At 46.7% G+C, this 15,403-nt stretch carries 25 protein-coding genes; 20 read left to right on the top strand and 5 right to left on the bottom strand.

Going from position 1 to position 15,403, the window contains the following annotated elements:
- Positions 1-7: 7 nt before the first annotated feature.
- From ACTHO6_RS14935 to ACTHO6_RS14920, 4 genes are all read left to right on the top strand, one after another.
- The gene (locus tag ACTHO6_RS14935) at positions 8-931 is read left to right on the top strand and encodes an ABC transporter permease (RefSeq protein WP_440242587.1); all 924 of its coding nucleotides are present in this window, start codon (positions 8-10) and stop codon (positions 929-931) included.
- A 446-nt stretch (positions 932-1,377) separates the two neighbouring features.
- The gene (locus ACTHO6_RS14930) at positions 1,378-1,569 is read left to right on the top strand and encodes a helix-turn-helix domain-containing protein (protein ID WP_440242586.1); all 192 of its coding nucleotides are present in this window, start codon (positions 1,378-1,380) and stop codon (positions 1,567-1,569) included.
- 122 nt (positions 1,570-1,691) lie between these two features.
- On the top strand, positions 1,692-3,548 hold the full coding sequence (locus tag ACTHO6_RS14925; RefSeq protein WP_440242585.1) for a DEAD/DEAH box helicase: 1,857 nt from the start codon (positions 1,692-1,694) through the stop codon (positions 3,546-3,548).
- The gene (locus ACTHO6_RS14920; RefSeq protein WP_440242584.1) at positions 3,545-3,862 is read left to right on the top strand and encodes a hypothetical protein; all 318 of its coding nucleotides are present in this window, start codon (positions 3,545-3,547) and stop codon (positions 3,860-3,862) included. Before ACTHO6_RS14925 ends, ACTHO6_RS14920 begins: the two co-directional genes overlap by 4 nt.
- 1,019 nt (positions 3,863-4,881) lie before the next feature.
- Here ACTHO6_RS14920 and ACTHO6_RS14915 read toward each other — a convergent pair.
- The gene (locus ACTHO6_RS14915; RefSeq protein WP_440242583.1) at positions 4,882-5,397 is read right to left on the bottom strand and encodes an ImmA/IrrE family metallo-endopeptidase; all 516 of its coding nucleotides are present in this window, start codon (positions 5,395-5,397) and stop codon (positions 4,882-4,884) included.
- Positions 5,398-5,479: 82 nt separating this feature from the next.
- Positions 5,480-5,962 (bottom strand): helix-turn-helix domain-containing protein, encoded by a 483-nt coding sequence (locus ACTHO6_RS14910; protein ID WP_440242581.1) that lies wholly within the window; start codon positions 5,960-5,962, stop codon positions 5,480-5,482.
- A gap of 151 nt (positions 5,963-6,113) precedes the next feature.
- On the opposite strand from ACTHO6_RS14910, the gene ACTHO6_RS14905 reads away from it, so the two are divergent.
- From ACTHO6_RS14905 to ACTHO6_RS14880, 6 genes are all read left to right on the top strand, one after another.
- Positions 6,114-6,332: a helix-turn-helix transcriptional regulator gene (locus ACTHO6_RS14905; protein WP_440242579.1), complete on the top strand. Its 219-nt coding sequence runs from the start codon at positions 6,114-6,116 to the stop codon at positions 6,330-6,332.
- 82 nt (positions 6,333-6,414) lie between these two features.
- On the top strand, positions 6,415-6,564 hold the full coding sequence (locus tag ACTHO6_RS14900) for a hypothetical protein (protein WP_327944517.1): 150 nt from the start codon (positions 6,415-6,417) through the stop codon (positions 6,562-6,564).
- Positions 6,565-6,622: 58 nt separating this feature from the next.
- Positions 6,623-6,886 (top strand): hypothetical protein, encoded by a 264-nt coding sequence (locus ACTHO6_RS14895; RefSeq protein WP_440242577.1) that lies wholly within the window; start codon positions 6,623-6,625, stop codon positions 6,884-6,886.
- Positions 6,887-6,901: 15 nt separating this feature from the next.
- Positions 6,902-7,504 (top strand): hypothetical protein, encoded by a 603-nt coding sequence (locus ACTHO6_RS14890; RefSeq protein ID WP_440242575.1) that lies wholly within the window; start codon positions 6,902-6,904, stop codon positions 7,502-7,504.
- A 12-nt stretch (positions 7,505-7,516) separates the two neighbouring features.
- Positions 7,517-7,852, top strand: a complete 336-nt coding sequence (locus ACTHO6_RS14885; protein WP_440242573.1) for a hypothetical protein — start codon at positions 7,517-7,519, stop codon at positions 7,850-7,852.
- Positions 7,853-8,189: 337 nt separating this feature from the next.
- A complete protein-coding gene (locus tag ACTHO6_RS14880) occupies positions 8,190-8,447 on the top strand; it encodes a hypothetical protein (RefSeq protein WP_440242571.1) in 258 nt (85 codons plus the stop codon).
- Here the strand turns inward: ACTHO6_RS14880 and ACTHO6_RS14875 are convergent.
- Positions 8,428-8,934 (bottom strand): hypothetical protein, encoded by a 507-nt coding sequence (locus tag ACTHO6_RS14875; protein ID WP_440242569.1) that lies wholly within the window; start codon positions 8,932-8,934, stop codon positions 8,428-8,430. The genes ACTHO6_RS14880 and ACTHO6_RS14875 overlap by 20 nt on opposite strands.
- 90 nt (positions 8,935-9,024) lie before the next feature.
- Between ACTHO6_RS14875 and ACTHO6_RS14870 the strand changes: the two genes are divergently transcribed.
- On the top strand, positions 9,025-9,228 hold the full coding sequence (locus ACTHO6_RS14870) for a hypothetical protein (RefSeq protein WP_440242567.1): 204 nt from the start codon (positions 9,025-9,027) through the stop codon (positions 9,226-9,228).
- On the opposite strand, the gene ACTHO6_RS14865 is transcribed toward ACTHO6_RS14870, so the two are convergent.
- Positions 9,225-9,446: a hypothetical protein gene (locus tag ACTHO6_RS14865; protein WP_440242565.1), complete on the bottom strand. Its 222-nt coding sequence runs from the start codon at positions 9,444-9,446 to the stop codon at positions 9,225-9,227. The two genes, ACTHO6_RS14870 and ACTHO6_RS14865, sit on opposite strands and share 4 nt — an antisense overlap.
- Positions 9,447-9,559: 113 nt before the next feature.
- Between ACTHO6_RS14865 and ACTHO6_RS14860 the strand changes: the two genes are divergently transcribed.
- Genes ACTHO6_RS14860 through ACTHO6_RS14845 form a run of 4 tightly spaced genes read left to right on the top strand, consistent with a single transcriptional unit; the run spans position 9,560 to position 12,847 of the window.
- Positions 9,560-10,570, top strand: a complete 1,011-nt coding sequence (locus tag ACTHO6_RS14860) for a hypothetical protein (RefSeq protein WP_440242563.1) — start codon at positions 9,560-9,562, stop codon at positions 10,568-10,570.
- The gene (locus ACTHO6_RS14855) at positions 10,509-11,318 is read left to right on the top strand and encodes an ATP-binding protein (protein ID WP_440242561.1); all 810 of its coding nucleotides are present in this window, start codon (positions 10,509-10,511) and stop codon (positions 11,316-11,318) included. The genes ACTHO6_RS14860 and ACTHO6_RS14855 overlap by 62 nt, the downstream gene beginning before the upstream one ends.
- A complete protein-coding gene (gene dnaB, locus ACTHO6_RS14850; protein ID WP_440242559.1) occupies positions 11,311-12,669 on the top strand; it encodes a replicative DNA helicase in 1,359 nt (452 codons plus the stop codon). The genes ACTHO6_RS14855 and dnaB overlap by 8 nt, the downstream gene beginning before the upstream one ends.
- Positions 12,644-12,847, top strand: a complete 204-nt coding sequence (locus ACTHO6_RS14845; protein WP_440242557.1) for a hypothetical protein — start codon at positions 12,644-12,646, stop codon at positions 12,845-12,847. Before dnaB ends, ACTHO6_RS14845 begins: the two co-directional genes overlap by 26 nt.
- A gap of 94 nt (positions 12,848-12,941) precedes the next feature.
- Here ACTHO6_RS14845 and ACTHO6_RS14840 read toward each other — a convergent pair whose 3' ends face one another.
- The gene (locus ACTHO6_RS14840) at positions 12,942-13,154 is read right to left on the bottom strand and encodes a hypothetical protein (RefSeq protein WP_327945273.1); all 213 of its coding nucleotides are present in this window, start codon (positions 13,152-13,154) and stop codon (positions 12,942-12,944) included.
- Positions 13,155-13,219: 65 nt separating this feature from the next.
- Here ACTHO6_RS14840 and ACTHO6_RS14835 point away from each other — a divergent pair, with 65 nt between their 5' ends.
- The 5 genes from ACTHO6_RS14835 to ACTHO6_RS14815 all read left to right on the top strand — a co-directional run bounded on the left by ACTHO6_RS14835 (position 13,220) and on the right by ACTHO6_RS14815 (position 15,324).
- Positions 13,220-13,372, top strand: coding sequence for a hypothetical protein (locus ACTHO6_RS14835; protein WP_327945275.1), 153 nt, complete (start codon positions 13,220-13,222; stop codon positions 13,370-13,372).
- A gap of 44 nt (positions 13,373-13,416) precedes the next feature.
- The gene (locus ACTHO6_RS14830; protein WP_440242555.1) at positions 13,417-14,094 is read left to right on the top strand and encodes a DUF2786 domain-containing protein; all 678 of its coding nucleotides are present in this window, start codon (positions 13,417-13,419) and stop codon (positions 14,092-14,094) included.
- 42 nt (positions 14,095-14,136) lie between these two features.
- The gene (locus ACTHO6_RS14825; RefSeq protein WP_440242553.1) at positions 14,137-14,394 is read left to right on the top strand and encodes a hypothetical protein; all 258 of its coding nucleotides are present in this window, start codon (positions 14,137-14,139) and stop codon (positions 14,392-14,394) included.
- Between the two features lie 15 nt (positions 14,395-14,409).
- Positions 14,410-14,619 (top strand): hypothetical protein, encoded by a 210-nt coding sequence (locus ACTHO6_RS14820; RefSeq protein WP_327945279.1) that lies wholly within the window; start codon positions 14,410-14,412, stop codon positions 14,617-14,619.
- A gap of 255 nt (positions 14,620-14,874) precedes the next feature.
- Positions 14,875-15,324, top strand: coding sequence for an ArpU family phage packaging/lysis transcriptional regulator (locus ACTHO6_RS14815; RefSeq protein WP_440242552.1), 450 nt, complete (start codon positions 14,875-14,877; stop codon positions 15,322-15,324).
- The last annotated feature ends 79 nt before the right edge of the window (positions 15,325-15,403 follow it).

Raw genomic sequence — 15,403 nt, 5'->3', positions numbered from 1 at the left:
TTTTTCTATGCAAAAACGATTCAACTGGTCGTTGTGGACCGGAGGCGTCCTGGTGGCGCTGCTTGTGCTGATCGGTCTGGTCGGACCTTCTGTCGCGCCGTATGAGCTGGATTTTCAAGCAAAGCTTCGCAACGAAGTGGTGAACGGCAAAACAGTCATTGTCTCTCCGCCGTTGCCTCCCTCGGAAGAGCATTGGCTGGGAACGGATAAATGGGGCTACGACTTGCTGACCTTGCTGCTTCACGGTGCGCCTTATACCGTGTTCGTTACGCTGGCGGTGGCCGCCGTGCGCTTGTCGCTTGGAACCATTCTCGGCCTGTACCTCGGCATGCAGGACAAGCCCCAGCGCTGGTGGCTGGCGATCGAAAATGCCTGGAGCTACATGCCGATCTTCATCCCGGTCTATTTCTTGCTGAAGGGCATCAGTGTCAATCCATTGCTACCGACTTCTACGCTTGTTTTGTTTTTTGTCGGGGTGGTCGGCGTCCTGGGCGTGCCCTCTGTCGCTTCCTCCATTCGGCAACAGACGGAGCAGATCAAGGGGGCGCAGTACGTCCTGGCTGCCGTCTCGCTCGGAGCGGGCCGCGAGCAAATCATCTTCCGGCATGTTCTCCCGCATTTGAAGGAGCAGATTCTCCTGATCCTGGTGACGGAAATGGTCGCGATCATGACCTTGATGGGGATTCTCGGGATGTTCGATCTGTTCGTGGGCGGGACGAAAATGACGATGGACCCGGTCTTGTTTCACTCGATTACGCACGAATGGGCAGGACTTCTCGGATCGTACCGGGGATTTGTGTACAGCCATTACACCTGGATTTTCCTGGCGCCGCTGGTGGCCTTCGTGATTGCGGTCGGCTCGTTTACGCTGCTGGCGAAGGGGTTGCGCGAAAAATTTGAGCAGACGTACCAGCGGATGCCGTTTCTGTAAAGGCTTGACGGCAGCGTAGGCAGCCCGGTTATGGATGGAGCGGAGGGAGGCTGCGGGAGAAGCAAGCCCGCCAAGAACCCGGAAAAAGGAACGGGAAAGAAGGGAGCAGCCAGCGCGCTACGTGAATAGACTGAAGGTGTCGGGGGCGGTGTTGGCCTCTGGGTTCCGACGCCAGCCTCCCCAAGCGGGCCGTACGCCAGCCTGTTTGGCCAAAGAGACAACTGACAGCCTGTCGATTTCACCTCGATTTCGGCATGGCGGGATAACCCAAGATGTTTCTGCTGTGGTGCTTCGGAACCCATTGCCCATTTTCTGAATAGGATGTAAGGCAAAAGCCTAAAATCCTTGAAATTCCGGCACCATCACCCACCCCCCATCATAGGATAAGGTGACTCTGTAATCCCTCAACCTTGTTCCTGTAGAGCCCACAAGGAGGGGTGGCACGATTGAAGGGTAGCGACCAAACCAAGCCGTTGTTAACGAATCGCGAAAGAGAAGTGTTTGAACTCTTGGTCCAAGATAAGACAACCAAAGAGATTGCCGGACAACTCTTCATCAGCGAAAAGACTGTGCGCAATCACATCAGTAACGAAATGCGAACCAATTACAAACCGTTGCATCGGACCAAAGGTGGATAAAAATTTGTACAAGGGTAAATTTACTTAAATCATTGACAGAATTCGACAAAATATTATTTGCGTCTTCCGTATAATTTCATTAGGGAATGTCCGAAATAAATGAGAAGATGCTAGGAGGACGCATGAGTTACTTTAAAAAAACCGATGCCTTTATTACAGGAAACCAAGAGTTGCGGTTGCCACAACGCATTGCTCATACGCGCTTAAAGGAAGAATTTATCCAGGACCCGGAATCGCATAAAATGATTGTTCTGCCAACTGGTACCGGAAAGACTGGCCTTATTGCTATTGCGCCGTACGAAATCAGTGACGGACGTGTGCTTGTAATTACCCCAAACTTGGTTATCCGCGAGGGGATCTCTGAGGCATTCGATACGAGGGTGTTTTCTAATTTCTGGCAGAAAAGGAATGTAATTATCGATGAAGAAAAGCTCCCTTCTGTATACCGCTATGCTGGTTTCGCAACCCCTGCTGATAAAAGAAGGGTGCTAAGGCTATTAGAAGGTGCAGACATTGTTATTGCGAACATTCAAAAAGTATATAGCACAACATCTAAGAAAGCCCTTGTTAACATTTTGGACAAGGACTTTTTTGACATGATCATCATTGATGAGGCGCATCATTCAGCCGCCGAATCTTGGCTAAAAACGTTAGAACATTTTACAGCCAAGAAAATCGTAAAATTAACGGCAACTCCTTTTAGGTCTGATTTAAAAGAGTTGGACGGTGAAATCATTTACCAATACGAGTTAGCGGATGCGATCAGTGATGGCCTTATCAAAAATATTGTTGCTGAAGATTATACAAATGAGAGGCTTGAGTTTGTAATCGACGGTGAGAGAGTAGACAAGGAAACAGCTCTTGAACAGATGGATAAAAACTGGGTAACAAGATCGGTTGCTTACTCGACAAAGTGCAGCGAAACCATCGTCAAGATGAGTATTGAACGATTAAATGAAAAACGAAAACTCGGTAAAGCACATCACCAGATCATAGCAGTTGCTTGTGGCATTGAACATGCTCGGGAGATCAAACATCTTTATGAGCAGCATGGATTGACTGCAGCCGTCGTTACTAGTGATCAACCGGATGAAGCAGAAGACACCATTATTCAATACAAAAAAGCTCAAATCGATGTTCTGGTGAACGTTAATATGTTGGGCGAGGGATTTGACCACGCAAACATCAGCATCGCAGCGATTTTCAGACCATTCCGCACACTACCGCCGTATGCGCAGTTTATTGGTCGGGCTTTACGTAAAATACCTGATGCTAACGATGCAATCGATAATGTAGCCCATGTTATTTATCACAAAGAGCTTGATCTCGATGAGCTTTGGGCATTTTATACCGGTGCGAAAGAAAAAGGCGAACGCAGGAAAGTAATTGAGATTGAATTTGACCGTGTTCCCCAAAACCGAGACATTGGGGAAGTTGATACAGAAGGGAGAATCATCGGAACCACGAAGGAGTTTCTCGCGGATGGGGTTGCTAAACACTATGGTCAAGCGATCACCGCTGAAATAAATGCTCAACAGGCAAAAATCGAGTCATTTGCTGATGCTTTGAGAAAACAAGGGCATACTGAGGAAGAGATAGAGGACTACAAGAAACTCCAATATGCCAAGCTAGACAACACAATCACCGAAAAACGCAACAAATTGCGTGATGAGCTAATCAGAGAAGAATTGCATAAAGTACATCAACAGGATATTCTTGATCAAGTGGATAAGTTAATAACAGATACCAGGATTGATCCAAGAGGCAACCAATTGCCTGCTTCGTCCACAAATCAGTTCTTGAAAAATTCTCCGGACAATCTTGCCTATATCATGAAAAGCATCAATTCCAACTTAAAATTAAAATTGAAGCGTGGAATTGATGAATGGGAAACATACGACTTTACTATGGCGAGGGCAGCATTGCCAGAGATCATTCAAAGTCTAAAACAAAAAATTGAAAGGTTGGGGATTGTATGAGTAATTCCATCAAAGATGTTGCAGCCCTGCTAATGTACAAAGGACCGGATATCAACGAAATCATCCAGGAGGCCGTATCTGCAGGTGCCCATTATGAAACCCAAGCCTTGGCTGGAGGCGCAGTTAAGCTTACAGTAACGTCCACAACTGCTTATGATTTGGCAGTTATAGACACCTACTACTTTAATGCGGATAAAGAATTGACGCGGCAAACATTATTCGTGAACGGGAAAGAAAAAGTCGTATTTGATAAATACCAAGAAGCTAAAGACATCTTGGTCAATATGGAAAAAAACAAAAAGATTGCAGTATAAAAGGAGCGCTCCGGCGCTCCTTTTGTTTTATTCAAATTCAAATTCGGCTAAGGTTCATTAATTTCACTCTTCATAAATAGTAAATATCGGTGCTTATCTCGATCATACACATAAAGATGATTGCACTTATCTTCGTTAGGGTGATTGCCAAGAACAATTCGATTAGAGTCTAAGGAATATAAAACAAAAAGCGGATGATTCTGTACGGTTTCAATATGTGGGATGATCATTTTGTACGAGAACTTCCCGGACGGAGATTCAATTTTAAACACATCTCGATACAAATGAACGGAGAAATGAAAATAAAACAAAGCAATCAGTGTATTTGCTAAAATTGACACGAGGAGGGATAGCCAATCTGTCCTTCCAGCAAAAAGCTGGTTCATAGACACTATGGAAACGAAATAAATAGATAAATATGCACTAATGAAATTGGTCAGGAGTAGATATTTAAAATACCGTTTGTGCTTTTCGTAATCGGGTTCATAATTTCGTCGTACTATTGTTGAATACAAAGGTGCCACGAACTGTCTTAAGCACCAATGAATCATTATGAGAATGAAACTAAGGAGTAATGTTAAAATGATGAGTCCACCCAGAAAATTAGGAAGTATTGGCTGTGCATTACTAGTGTTTATTGAAAAAGCTATGACTCCTCCAATGAGATGAGCGCAAAGGATCAGAAGTAGCGCAAATATAAGCTGTTTAAATCCAGATTCCCAACTCTTTTGGTCTTTTGTGTCAAATATTTTATCGAAATCAGATTTTTTTGCATATCTGATGAAGGCTTTGACAATCTTTCCAACTGTGGTTACCAAGAATACGGAAAAGCCTATAACCATAATCAATGGGAAATCTTTAATGAACGTTGTTAAAAAAGGGACCCCCGACATACCTATCACCCCATCACAAGTTGCTAAAAGATCAAAAACTCTCCTGTACTTCTTAATTATTCCATGAATTCTGTTGTTAATTCTAATGGTCATTTAAGTAAGAATCAATTCTTGTTTTCAACTATGCTAAATGTAGTGTTCAAATCCACGCTGAAATGCCCTGCTCAAGAATCGCTCAAACCGCTGCCGGGCGATCTTCTCCGTAACGCGGAACAGCCTGGCTATGTACTTGGGTGCTTCATAGCGGTTTACCCGGTAAAAGAGTCGGTCAAACATGTAAAACGGCACCAACAGATGTTCGGTGAAGTGATTCGTTTGAGACTCCTGCATGCAAATCATAAGCTCGGGAAGACCAGGTTGTGCGCCACAATGCAAGATAAGATGGCCAAGTTCGTGAGCGATTTTTTCTCTCTGCTCCTCTTCACAAAGGGTGGAGTCAACTTGGATGACGAACCAACCGGCCTTTAGCGGGTGAGGAAAGGATCGGCTTCGCCCTTCGCTGAACCAAACCTCAATATTGAATGTTCGGCATATTTCAAGTACATCAATGTCTTCTGGCTGTTCAAATCCATGGTAGCGAAGCAGGTTATACACCATTTCTTCAAGCCAGGTTTGTGAGGTACAAAGTTCTTTTGTGTACATGTGTGGGTTCCTCCTCACCAAACCAACATACGAAAATTAGAACATATGTTCGTTTTTGTGCTATAATAAAAAGCCCACTCTGTTAATCGGGCTTTTTAATTTTCTCATTGAAATCACGGAGAGATATAGGAGAAGCTTGCTTTATTTTGTTCTCGCGCATCTGTCTTTTAATCTCTAGCCAATGTCTTCTAATTTCCTTTTTTTCTTCTTCTGATGCTTCTAAATAGCCGTCTAGAAAATAGATATCGTCAGGATCGTCATTAGTTAGCTCTTGGAGCATTTTATCCTTGGTGAGAGGCTTAATCGACGATAGATCATCAGAAATATTGTTTTGTTGCTTCTCACCAAATACAGCAGTACCATGAATAGCTTCTCTACCTAAAAGATAATCAACTGTCACCTCGAAAAAATCTGCAAGAGTTTGGAGGGTATCATAGTCAGGCTGATTATCATCCGTTTCGTATCTGGCATAGGTGGATCTATTCAGGCCGAGACGATCAGACAAAGCTTGCTGTGATAGTTGTTTGCGGGTGCGGAGTAGCTTTAATCTTTCCCCGAATGTCAACTCTGTCCCCCTCCTTTAATTTGTTTTTTTTATTTATTATAAGTGACGGAAAATCACAATGGAATATTTGAGCAAAAAAATCACAAATAACTTGACTGTGATTTTTTTGCACAGTATTATTGTGTTAAAAGATCGCTAAGGAGGTGGTTCAATGAATCCGAATCACTGGCTGGTTAACATTAGATCCGAGAAAAACATGACACAAGAGCAGGTAGCTGAGTTAGCAGGTATTGATCGCAGTTGGTACACTAAAATTGAAAAAGGAACTACGCCTAGTGTTAAAGTAGCAAAAAAAATTGCTAGCGTTTTAGATTTTCCATGGACAAATTTTTTTGAAAAGAATTGTGATGTTTCAACACAATCAGCGTGAATTGTGGAGGTGAATCAGCATGAAATCGCTTGGGTCGTCCTCCTACCCACCCTGCATAAGTAAGTTACAGGGGGGTGGTGACATGGCGAGACGGAAAAAAACACAGCTGAAAATCGGCAAGGTCACTTATGGGGAGCGGGATCGCCTCGAAGCTTTCACCGCTGCATTCGCCCCGTATTTCTCCAAAACGGAAACGAACCCAGAACCAAGAAAGAAAGCGGCAAACGAATGATCGCACCGGGCCTGCCCGGTGTCGTAGGACAAGCCTCAAGAAAGATGGTGAAAACCGAATGTCCATTATGCAATATCCTCGTGTCGTCCGCGCAGCTGATGAGCTCAAGGCGGCACTGATCACATACTGCTATGAGGTCCGTATGGCCTCCAAAGATTTACGCGGCCCAGCCGAGCAGCTGCAACGCAGCGTGTTGCTGCAGGAGAATGTGATCTTCAACCTGTTACTGGATCAAGCCCGGATGGATAAAAAAACGCCCCGAGCCAATCAAGGAAGGGCGAAAGATGAGCACACCCCCATCATACAGTCCATTGACAACTGAAAGGAGAACGAACATATGGCGAACAGAGCGTTTTCCATGGGTAATTTTGGAGAATATCTGCGACATTACCGGGTGAATAACCCTAATCCGAACATGCGAACGCAAATTCAAGTGGCTACCCATCTTCGGATTGATCCCAAGAAGGTATCGAAGGTGGAATGCGGGGAGATTGAACCCGACATTGCTCTTGCCGCAGAGTGGTGCATAGCACTTGAGTGGTACGAGGGATGCGACCTCTTGTCTCACGCATATGGCCTCGATCCGCTGGGGTTGGTGCCGGTTGATCCAGCTCTGAACCAAAACGTCTCGGAAACACTACATAACTTGCGCAGACAGCTCAAGCAAGCCCTGGCAGCAGTTGAAGAGCTGATCGATAAGGAGCCAGTTGCGAATCGAGCCGCCATGCGAGGCACCTACCAGCTGACAACCGAAGCGAAGCGCCACATCAAAGAAGTTGCCGATGTGATCCCAGCCATTAAGTCGTATCTCTACGCAGCAGATCGTGAGGACAGAGCTGAAATGCGCGAGATCGGGCGGATGTGGAACATTGAAGCGTTAACCGAGCAGGTTGCTATGCCGCGAATCGATCAACTTGAACCGGCTGTAGCGGTTCGATAGGGGGATAAGCTCATGACAGGTAAACAGTATGGTTTCATCGTACAGGCTCTTGCAGAAGAAGCAAGGCGTTACAAAGGACTTGGCGACAGCATGTACCACAAAAAACTCACAGTAACCTTGCAAGCAGCAATTAATACCAAGCAGTTGGACCGTTTATTTGACGGCTTCGACGAGGAGCAATTGCATCTGATCGCAGAAGCACTAGAAGCGACAGCAAATCGTCGGCAGACTCTTGGAATGACCTTTGACGCGGTTCAGATGCAGGAAGCGGCACAACTGGTTAGGGAAGCAAAGCAACAGCGTGAATCGGAGTGGATAGCGAGACGGTTTCAGGAGGGGATCGCGTGAGACAACCATATAGGCTGATGAAAGACGGAAGGTACCGGGGAACGCTGTGCAAGGGCTGGGAGATCCGCAAGTTCCTGACAAAAGAAAAAACCTCTCGCGGGAACGAGAGGCGACTTATTGGTTAAAAACATCATACCACATAATTTCGGCGGTGGACAAGCAGTAACGCGTGGCCTCGGCCCCGCGTGGAAGCTCCAGAGAGCGTTCTGGGCCTTCCACGGGTGGTCGATACCATCCATACATAACGAGGTCAATACGGGCCGTTTCTAGGGCGGTGGTGCTGGCAGAGTGGGCAGGGCTGTCAGCGGCCTCGTGACAAAGGGAGGAGGTGAGTAGGATGGAAAAGGGGCTGGATAAATTCTTGCCAACATCCAATGAGCTTGAAGCAATGAGCCTGGATGTATTCCGTGATTGGGTAGATAGGGCATTCTTCGTACTACCAGAACGAAAAATCCAGAGAGATCCGCTCTCTCACCTGAGAAAGCGAATCTCTGAAATCCTTGATGGTCATTATGCCACGGAAGCAGAAAAGGAAGAAGCAGTATGGCGGGCTATCAACCGTTACTATGAGGGATTCAGTCATGTAACTCGATGATGGAAACGAGTTTTATTTTCTCTTCTCCCAGATTTATAAACGGCAATCGGAGTGTGCCGTCTACGGCTTGAGCGTTCAGTAAATAGGGGCGAAATGCGCTGCATCCGACTGATATATCTGCTCTTTCCAGAATTTGAATAAGAGTTTCGAACAGTAGGGGTAAATCAGTAATTCGATTGAAAGGATTCCCCCACCATTGGTCATCTGCTTTTACTGCTAAAGCAACGAAGGAATCCCATATTTGTTTAAAAGGAGAAGCTGCGTTGTTGCCAGTTGGATAAAAAGTATCTCTGACGATCCTTCCAGCATCATCGATGAATAATTGGCTGGCTCCTCTTCCGTCAATTTCGATGAAATCTCCGTACCAAAGCAAATTATTAAATTCAATAACCAGCTTTAAGTTTTTATTGTACATGGCAAAGGAGTCTTCTCTGGTAATTCTTTTCAGCAAGTAATCCAATGCCTGCAGTTGCTCAACTGAGTACATGGTTTCACCTCCTTCCTGTAACTGGGAGTTTTGACGACTTCAGTATTCGACAGGAAGATGGAAAATCCTACAAGAAAGGAGGTGAGTGCGATGGATGAACAACGCATCCGGGAAATCGTGCAGGATGAGCTGGCGAGTAACAGAGTTGGTGTCGCGGGGACGACGCCGATTGGCCAAGTAACAAAAGAGTTCATTGACCTGATGAAGCGTCATCGATTGACTTTTCGTGAAGCTACATTAATCTTTCGGGATGCCCGAGAGAAGATGTGGCCAACGATAGAAGAACGTAGTTAAACCCGGTTCCACTCGTAAATGTCAGTGGGGGCATCAACTTTCCCAGCAAGCTCATCCCACTCAAAGCACCCGGTGCTATGAGTATAGACATCATCTGCGGCAGCAATGGCACTAGGATAATGACCATACACGGTATCGCCAATTGCTAAAGCGAACATTCGGGTATGGGGATCGGGGTAAATTTTCATTAAGCCAACAGGGCTTTTAAAAGTAAACACCAATGACTTCTCCTCCTTCCTGTCATGATTTGGTAAGTCTGGACATCGAACCACTTCGACAGAAGGATGGAAATTCCTACAAAAACAAGTCCACTGGTAGAGGAGAGCGGGGAATGGATGCAACTACATACGGTTCGACGGGGTTCTTTGTCCTTCCACGTCTGACTTTCCGAAGCAAAAGGGACAAGCTGCTATTCTTCGATCTAGTTGAGCAGGCCAACTTCAAGGATTCGGCACAATGCCTGAGAGGGCAGCTGATTACCTCAGCGTCAGGGATCGCAGAGGCGACAGGATGGACAAGGGACCAGGTTAGGTACTCATTAGCAACCCTTGTAAAGGATGGGCTTATTCTGGTCGAGCAGAACGGGCAATGCCGAAAGCAAGGGCTGAAAATTACGATTCTCAACTATGAGAGCATGCAGAACTTGCATACTTACAAGCGGGAACCTGTCTCGAATTTTCCCCAATCAGTTCCCCAATACAGTACCCAATCAATCCCCAATGAAGAAGGGGACAAAAACGTTGATAGACCAAGGGGTGAAGGCGATATGAATTGTGGTGATTCCCCAATGAACCCCCAACAGAATCCCCAATGCGATCCCCATACTAGAACAGCAAGTAATAACAGCAATGTAGAACACAAAGAACTTGTAAAACATTTTCCCGAGCAGTTGCGCTCAAAAAAGGACGTCGAGATCTTTGTTGATTCGCAAATGCTCATCAACCCGATGGGGACTGGATTGCCCAAAAAGCTGTTCGTTGAATACTTCAACACCATTCGTTTGGTGAGGAGGACAGGCACCCTATCAGCGAATGTTGCGCGTAAGACGTGGGACAAGCTGCAAGCTGCGGCCAGCAGCGAGAAGCGGACGAGCGAAGCCAACTCCGCCATCATCCTTTACGCGCTCACAGTCCATCACATGGATCATGACGACAAGGATGAGAAATACACACTGGGCATCATCCGGCGGACTTCGGAACATGAGGCGCGGCAAAAGTTTATCCGCTTGGTGAATCGCAAGCACGAAAGACTTGCAGGCGACAAGGAAGGAGGCAAGGCGCATGCTCGAAGCGATGGGAAGCCTGATTTCGAACAGACGGGTCAGTACAGCAATCTCTTTTGATGATTTCGAAGAGGTAATGTGCGATTTATGCGGATCCCTGGCAACCAAGCGCAAATCAACAGGGAAGGTGGTTTGCCTAAAGTGCGAGGAACGAGAAATGGTGGAGCGCGTTATGGCGGAGAATGAGCAGTTGAAACGCCAGAAACCTTTTCGACTGTTTGATCAAAACAGCTTGCTAACTCCGAATCTGAGAGGCGCAGCATTTGAAAATTACTATCCGACTACGTTGGACTTGGGACGAGCGAAAGAGAAGATGAGCCACTTCGCTGAAACCTTTGTTCCGGGGAGTGGAGAAAACATTCTCCTCACTGGACCTTGCGGGGTTGGCAAAAGTCATCTGGGAGCAGCTGTGACCAAGGCACTCATAAAAAAAGGCCACTCCTGCCTGTTTATCAACGTCCCGAAACTTTTAAGCAAAATCAGAGCGACATACAACCGGGATCCGGAGGTAACGGAAGCGCAATGGCTGGAATTGTTGGAGACGGTTGATTTGCTGGTTCTGGATGATATCGGTGCCGAATATCGGGGGAACCACGATGCTGAAAGCTGGGCTGTTAAGAAACTGTTCGAAATTATTGATAGCCGCCAGGGCAAAAGCACGATCTTTACAACAAACTACAACTCGGATGAGCTAACAAAACATCTAGGGTCACGAAACGTCAGCCGCATGATGAACGGGACCAAAGTGCTGAGAATGCCAGGACCAGATTATCGGCTGCGAAACTTAGGGGGTGGGCAGGGTGCTTGATCTGATCCCTCCACATAACAATGAGGCTGAACAATCTGTACTCGGCTCCATCTTTCTTGCCAAAGAGGCGATGGAAACTGTACGTGAGATATTGCAACCCGATGATTTTTATAAAAAAGCCCATGAGCGTATTTATACAGCGATGACCGAGCTTTACGACAACGGCGAACCATTTGATCTCGTTACAGTAACGGCAAAGCTGCAAGATCAGAAACTACTCACCGAGGCGGGCGGCGTTACATACATGACAGACCTCGCGAAAGCTGTCCCGACTGCCGCAAACGTGGAATATTACGCCCAAATCGTCAAGGAAAAGGCGATCCAGCGGCAGGTCATCCAAAGGGCAACTGCCGTTGTAGAAGAGGGTTATTCATCAATTTCTGTGACTGAGTTGGTTGATAAAGCAGAAAAGTTGCTGGCGGATATTGGACAAGATCGCCTGGGAGGAAGTTACTTCACCCCAATGCGAGACGCGTTGATGGATGTGTACGACACCATTGAACGGCTGAGCCAGTTAAAAACAGAAGTAACCGGGATCCCCAGCGGCTATTCCGATCTTGACCGAATGACCCGAGGCTTTCAGCGTAGCGACTTGATCATACTGGCAGCACGGCCATCAGTCGGTAAAACAGCATTTGCCCTAAACGTCGCTCAGAACGCAGGATTGAGAGCTGATGCAACAGTAGCGATCTTCTCGTTGGAAATGTCTACGTCCCAATTGGTTCAACGTATGCTCTCAGCTGAGGGTAACCTAGACGCATCGCGATTAAAGACGGGCATGCTCGATGAAGATGATTGGATGAAGCTTACCATGGCGACGGGCAAAATGAGCAGAGCACCAATCTATATCGATGACACCGCGGGGCAATCCGTTACCGACATACGTCGCAAGTGCAGAAAATTGAAAAAAAGATGCGGGCGTCTTGATCTTGTCATCATTGACTACCTGCAGTTGATCGGAAGTTCGTTAAAGGCTAATCGGCAAGAACAGGTTTCGGAAATCTCAAGGGCGCTGAAGGCCCTTGCAAAAGAGTTGGATGTGCCAGTGGTTGCCCTTTCACAGCTCAGCAGATCGGTCGAGCAACGCCAGGACAAGCGCCCCATGCTGTCAGATCTGAGAGAGTCTGGATCAATCGAACAAGACGCTGACATTGTCGCTTTCCTTTACCGGGACGATTATTACGACAAAGAATCGGAAAACAAAAACGTTGTTGAGGTCATTATCAGCAAGCAGCGCAACGGCCCTACTGGGACGGTGGAACTCGCATTCTTGAAAGAGTTCAACAAATTCGTTTCCCTGGATAACCGATTCAGAGGTGAGGCTGATGAAAAGAGAGCAGCAGCCGGGTAAGATTATGGGCGATGTACCGGTGAGGATTCCAGTGCCAGAAAGGCTACTGAAAATGGATGATCCAAAGGAGCAGCAGGAGGCACTTCGGGCCTACTGGCTGTCCTATGGCTACAGCGATCGCTTTACCTTAGAGGACATCATGGACGGTCATTTTATCATGATGCGAAAGGGTGGTTAAATTGACGACTTCAATCAAGCAACTATCGCATGCGGAACAAATTGCATGGCAAAAGCAGTGCGTGAAAGAAGATTGGCTGGGAGAAAACGTGCACTCAGTAGCGGAGGCCGTGACCTCCGAATAGCTCACGAACATGATTGTAGACACGGACGTGTAGATCAGGAAAGACAAAGGCTACTTCGCCAGGAGCGAGCTGTAATCTATCGGACGGCTGCTCAATGGCAAACGGTATCTCCATCGCCTGCAGCGCTTCTTTCAGGTAGCTGGCTTCGGACCAAGGCACCGAGTAGTAGAACGATTTTTCCATGAAATCAACTCCCTTGTGGTCATTATGGCACAAAGGGTGGGGACAAAAGAACAGGGGTGTGACTGATGACCAATCAAGCAGCGATCGGGTACATGATTCTGGCCATGCAGCGGAAGGGGTATAGCGAGGAGCAGATCAGAGAGATCGAGGGATCTATGCTCTACATGATGGATATGAAAACGGAGGCGGAAGCTGCAGAAGCATATCGGAAGTTTTGAGACAAGCACAATTGCGAAAAAACGGCGAGGAGAGGGTTGTCTTGATGAATGAGAATATTTTGCGGAAAGTTCGAAAAGCGTTGGCACTCGCGAGTAACAATCCATCAGAACAAGAAGCACAAGCAGCTATGTTAATGGCGCAACGTGTGTTGGCAGAGCATGGATTATCTATACAAGACGTTGAAGAACACGAGGAAAAGCAGGATAAGAACGTGATTCATGAACATGCAACCGAATACGGCAAAACCATCTGGTGGAAAAAGAGTTTGTCCGCAACCATTGCAGAGAACTTTCGATGCTTTAGTTACGTTAACAAGAAGAGCGGCGCCTCCCAAATTAGGTTTGTTGGCCTCGACTCAGACGTGTCTTTGGCAATTGAAATTTTCAAATTCGCATGTGAAGCGATCAAGTACCATTTATCAAAATATCGGCAAGAACTAAAAGAAAGTGGTTACTGGAAAGCGGAAATCACCTACCTGGTAAACGACTACTTGAGAGGTTATCTGCATGGGCTGGATCAAAAATTTAAAGAACAGGTTGAGAAAAATAATTGGGGTCTTGTTTTAGTTAAGGATGCACTCGTTGTACAAGAACGAGAAAGCATGAAAATGAAAAAAGCCAAACCTATTGGCGCATCATTTGGCGGTGATCACGGAGCTTATGAACGCGGGTTTACGGACGGGAAAAGCTTCGACTCTAGTAAAAAGATGATTGCCAGCTAGAAAGTTAACTCTTTGTATAGGGAGATCAGGAGGGCGAACGGTATGCAGATCAACAAATTGGAGAGTAAAGAACAGTTCGATCAGCTGAAAAAGGGCGACATTGTTGTCGTTGAATGGAAACCAAGCTCGATGGAGCACCGGAAGGGTCGTCCGATTACAAGCAATCACATCTGGGGGATGCACAACGGAAATGAGTTAATCCTGGACAAGAGAACAAACTCGTATTTTAACGTTGATATGTACCTACGTGGTGAATCTCACGCAAAAGAAGTGTACGTCTTAACACAATATTTCGTGTGAAGAGGAGCGAAAGCAATGATTCCCGTGAAAATTAAGAAACTTCATCCTGACGCGGTGATTCCTCGATATGCAACCGCAGGCGCAGCAGGCTTCGATCTCGTGGCGGTAGAGGACGTCATCATCTTGGCTACCGCCCCCATCGCACAGTTTGAAGTGGTGGACGAGCTGGACATAACAGAGCGCGGCACAGGCGGTTTTGGAAGCTCCGGCATGCGCTCTAATTGAAGGGCGAGAGTATGATTATTCGGTCGCTACGGGAAGCGCAAGGAATTAGCCGGGATGATATGGCGGACAGAAGTGGAAAAGGTATCAAGAAGCTGACACTCCCGTTAACTGTACGAATTGCAAGGATTTTAGGCACAACGTGCAGCGAATTGAGACAACATTGAACCAATAAAAAAAGAGCTCCCGGAAGGAAGCCCAAACGTTTTCTACGCCAAAAGAATTATACCATGGGCAACCTGAAAAGGGGGAGCGAAGATGAGCACACAAATGTCATTCCTGCCGAAAATCGACCGTAAAGAGACACAAAGAAGGGTTGAGGAAGCCCTAGAGACAGCAAGAATATACAACCAGATCGGATTCGTCAGACGGGAAATGAGCAACACACCATCGTATGAGCCAAGGTTTCACGGCCTGACAAACAAGACCGGCGCGCCGGCCGAGGAGTGCGCCACCTGGAACGTCGATACCGAGGAGCGGCTGCGGATCCTGACAGAGAGAGTGGAACGCGCCGTCAGTCGGCTCAGCAAAAAGCAGCGGGCGATCATCACCAAGCGTTACCTTGAAGATGAGACAGCAACCGACTATGGGATCTGGCCTGAGCTTGGTCTAAGCGAGCGCCAATATTATCGGGAAAAGTCAACTGCTTTTTACAAGCTGGCGTTTATGTTGAGGTTAGAAGTGTATAAGAAAGAAGAGACCGCGTAGGATTGGTCTGACCCCTGTCAAGTAGACAGATATTAATTGAGGCTGTATTATTAGGCGGCTGTAGCCCTGAATTCCCTAG

Origin of the sequence: Brevibacillus sp. SAFN-007a (assembly GCF_051967035.1) — a bacterium.
Classification (GTDB): domain Bacteria; phylum Bacillota; class Bacilli; order Brevibacillales; family Brevibacillaceae; genus Brevibacillus.
This window is presented reverse-complemented; position numbering and strand designations above follow the sequence as displayed.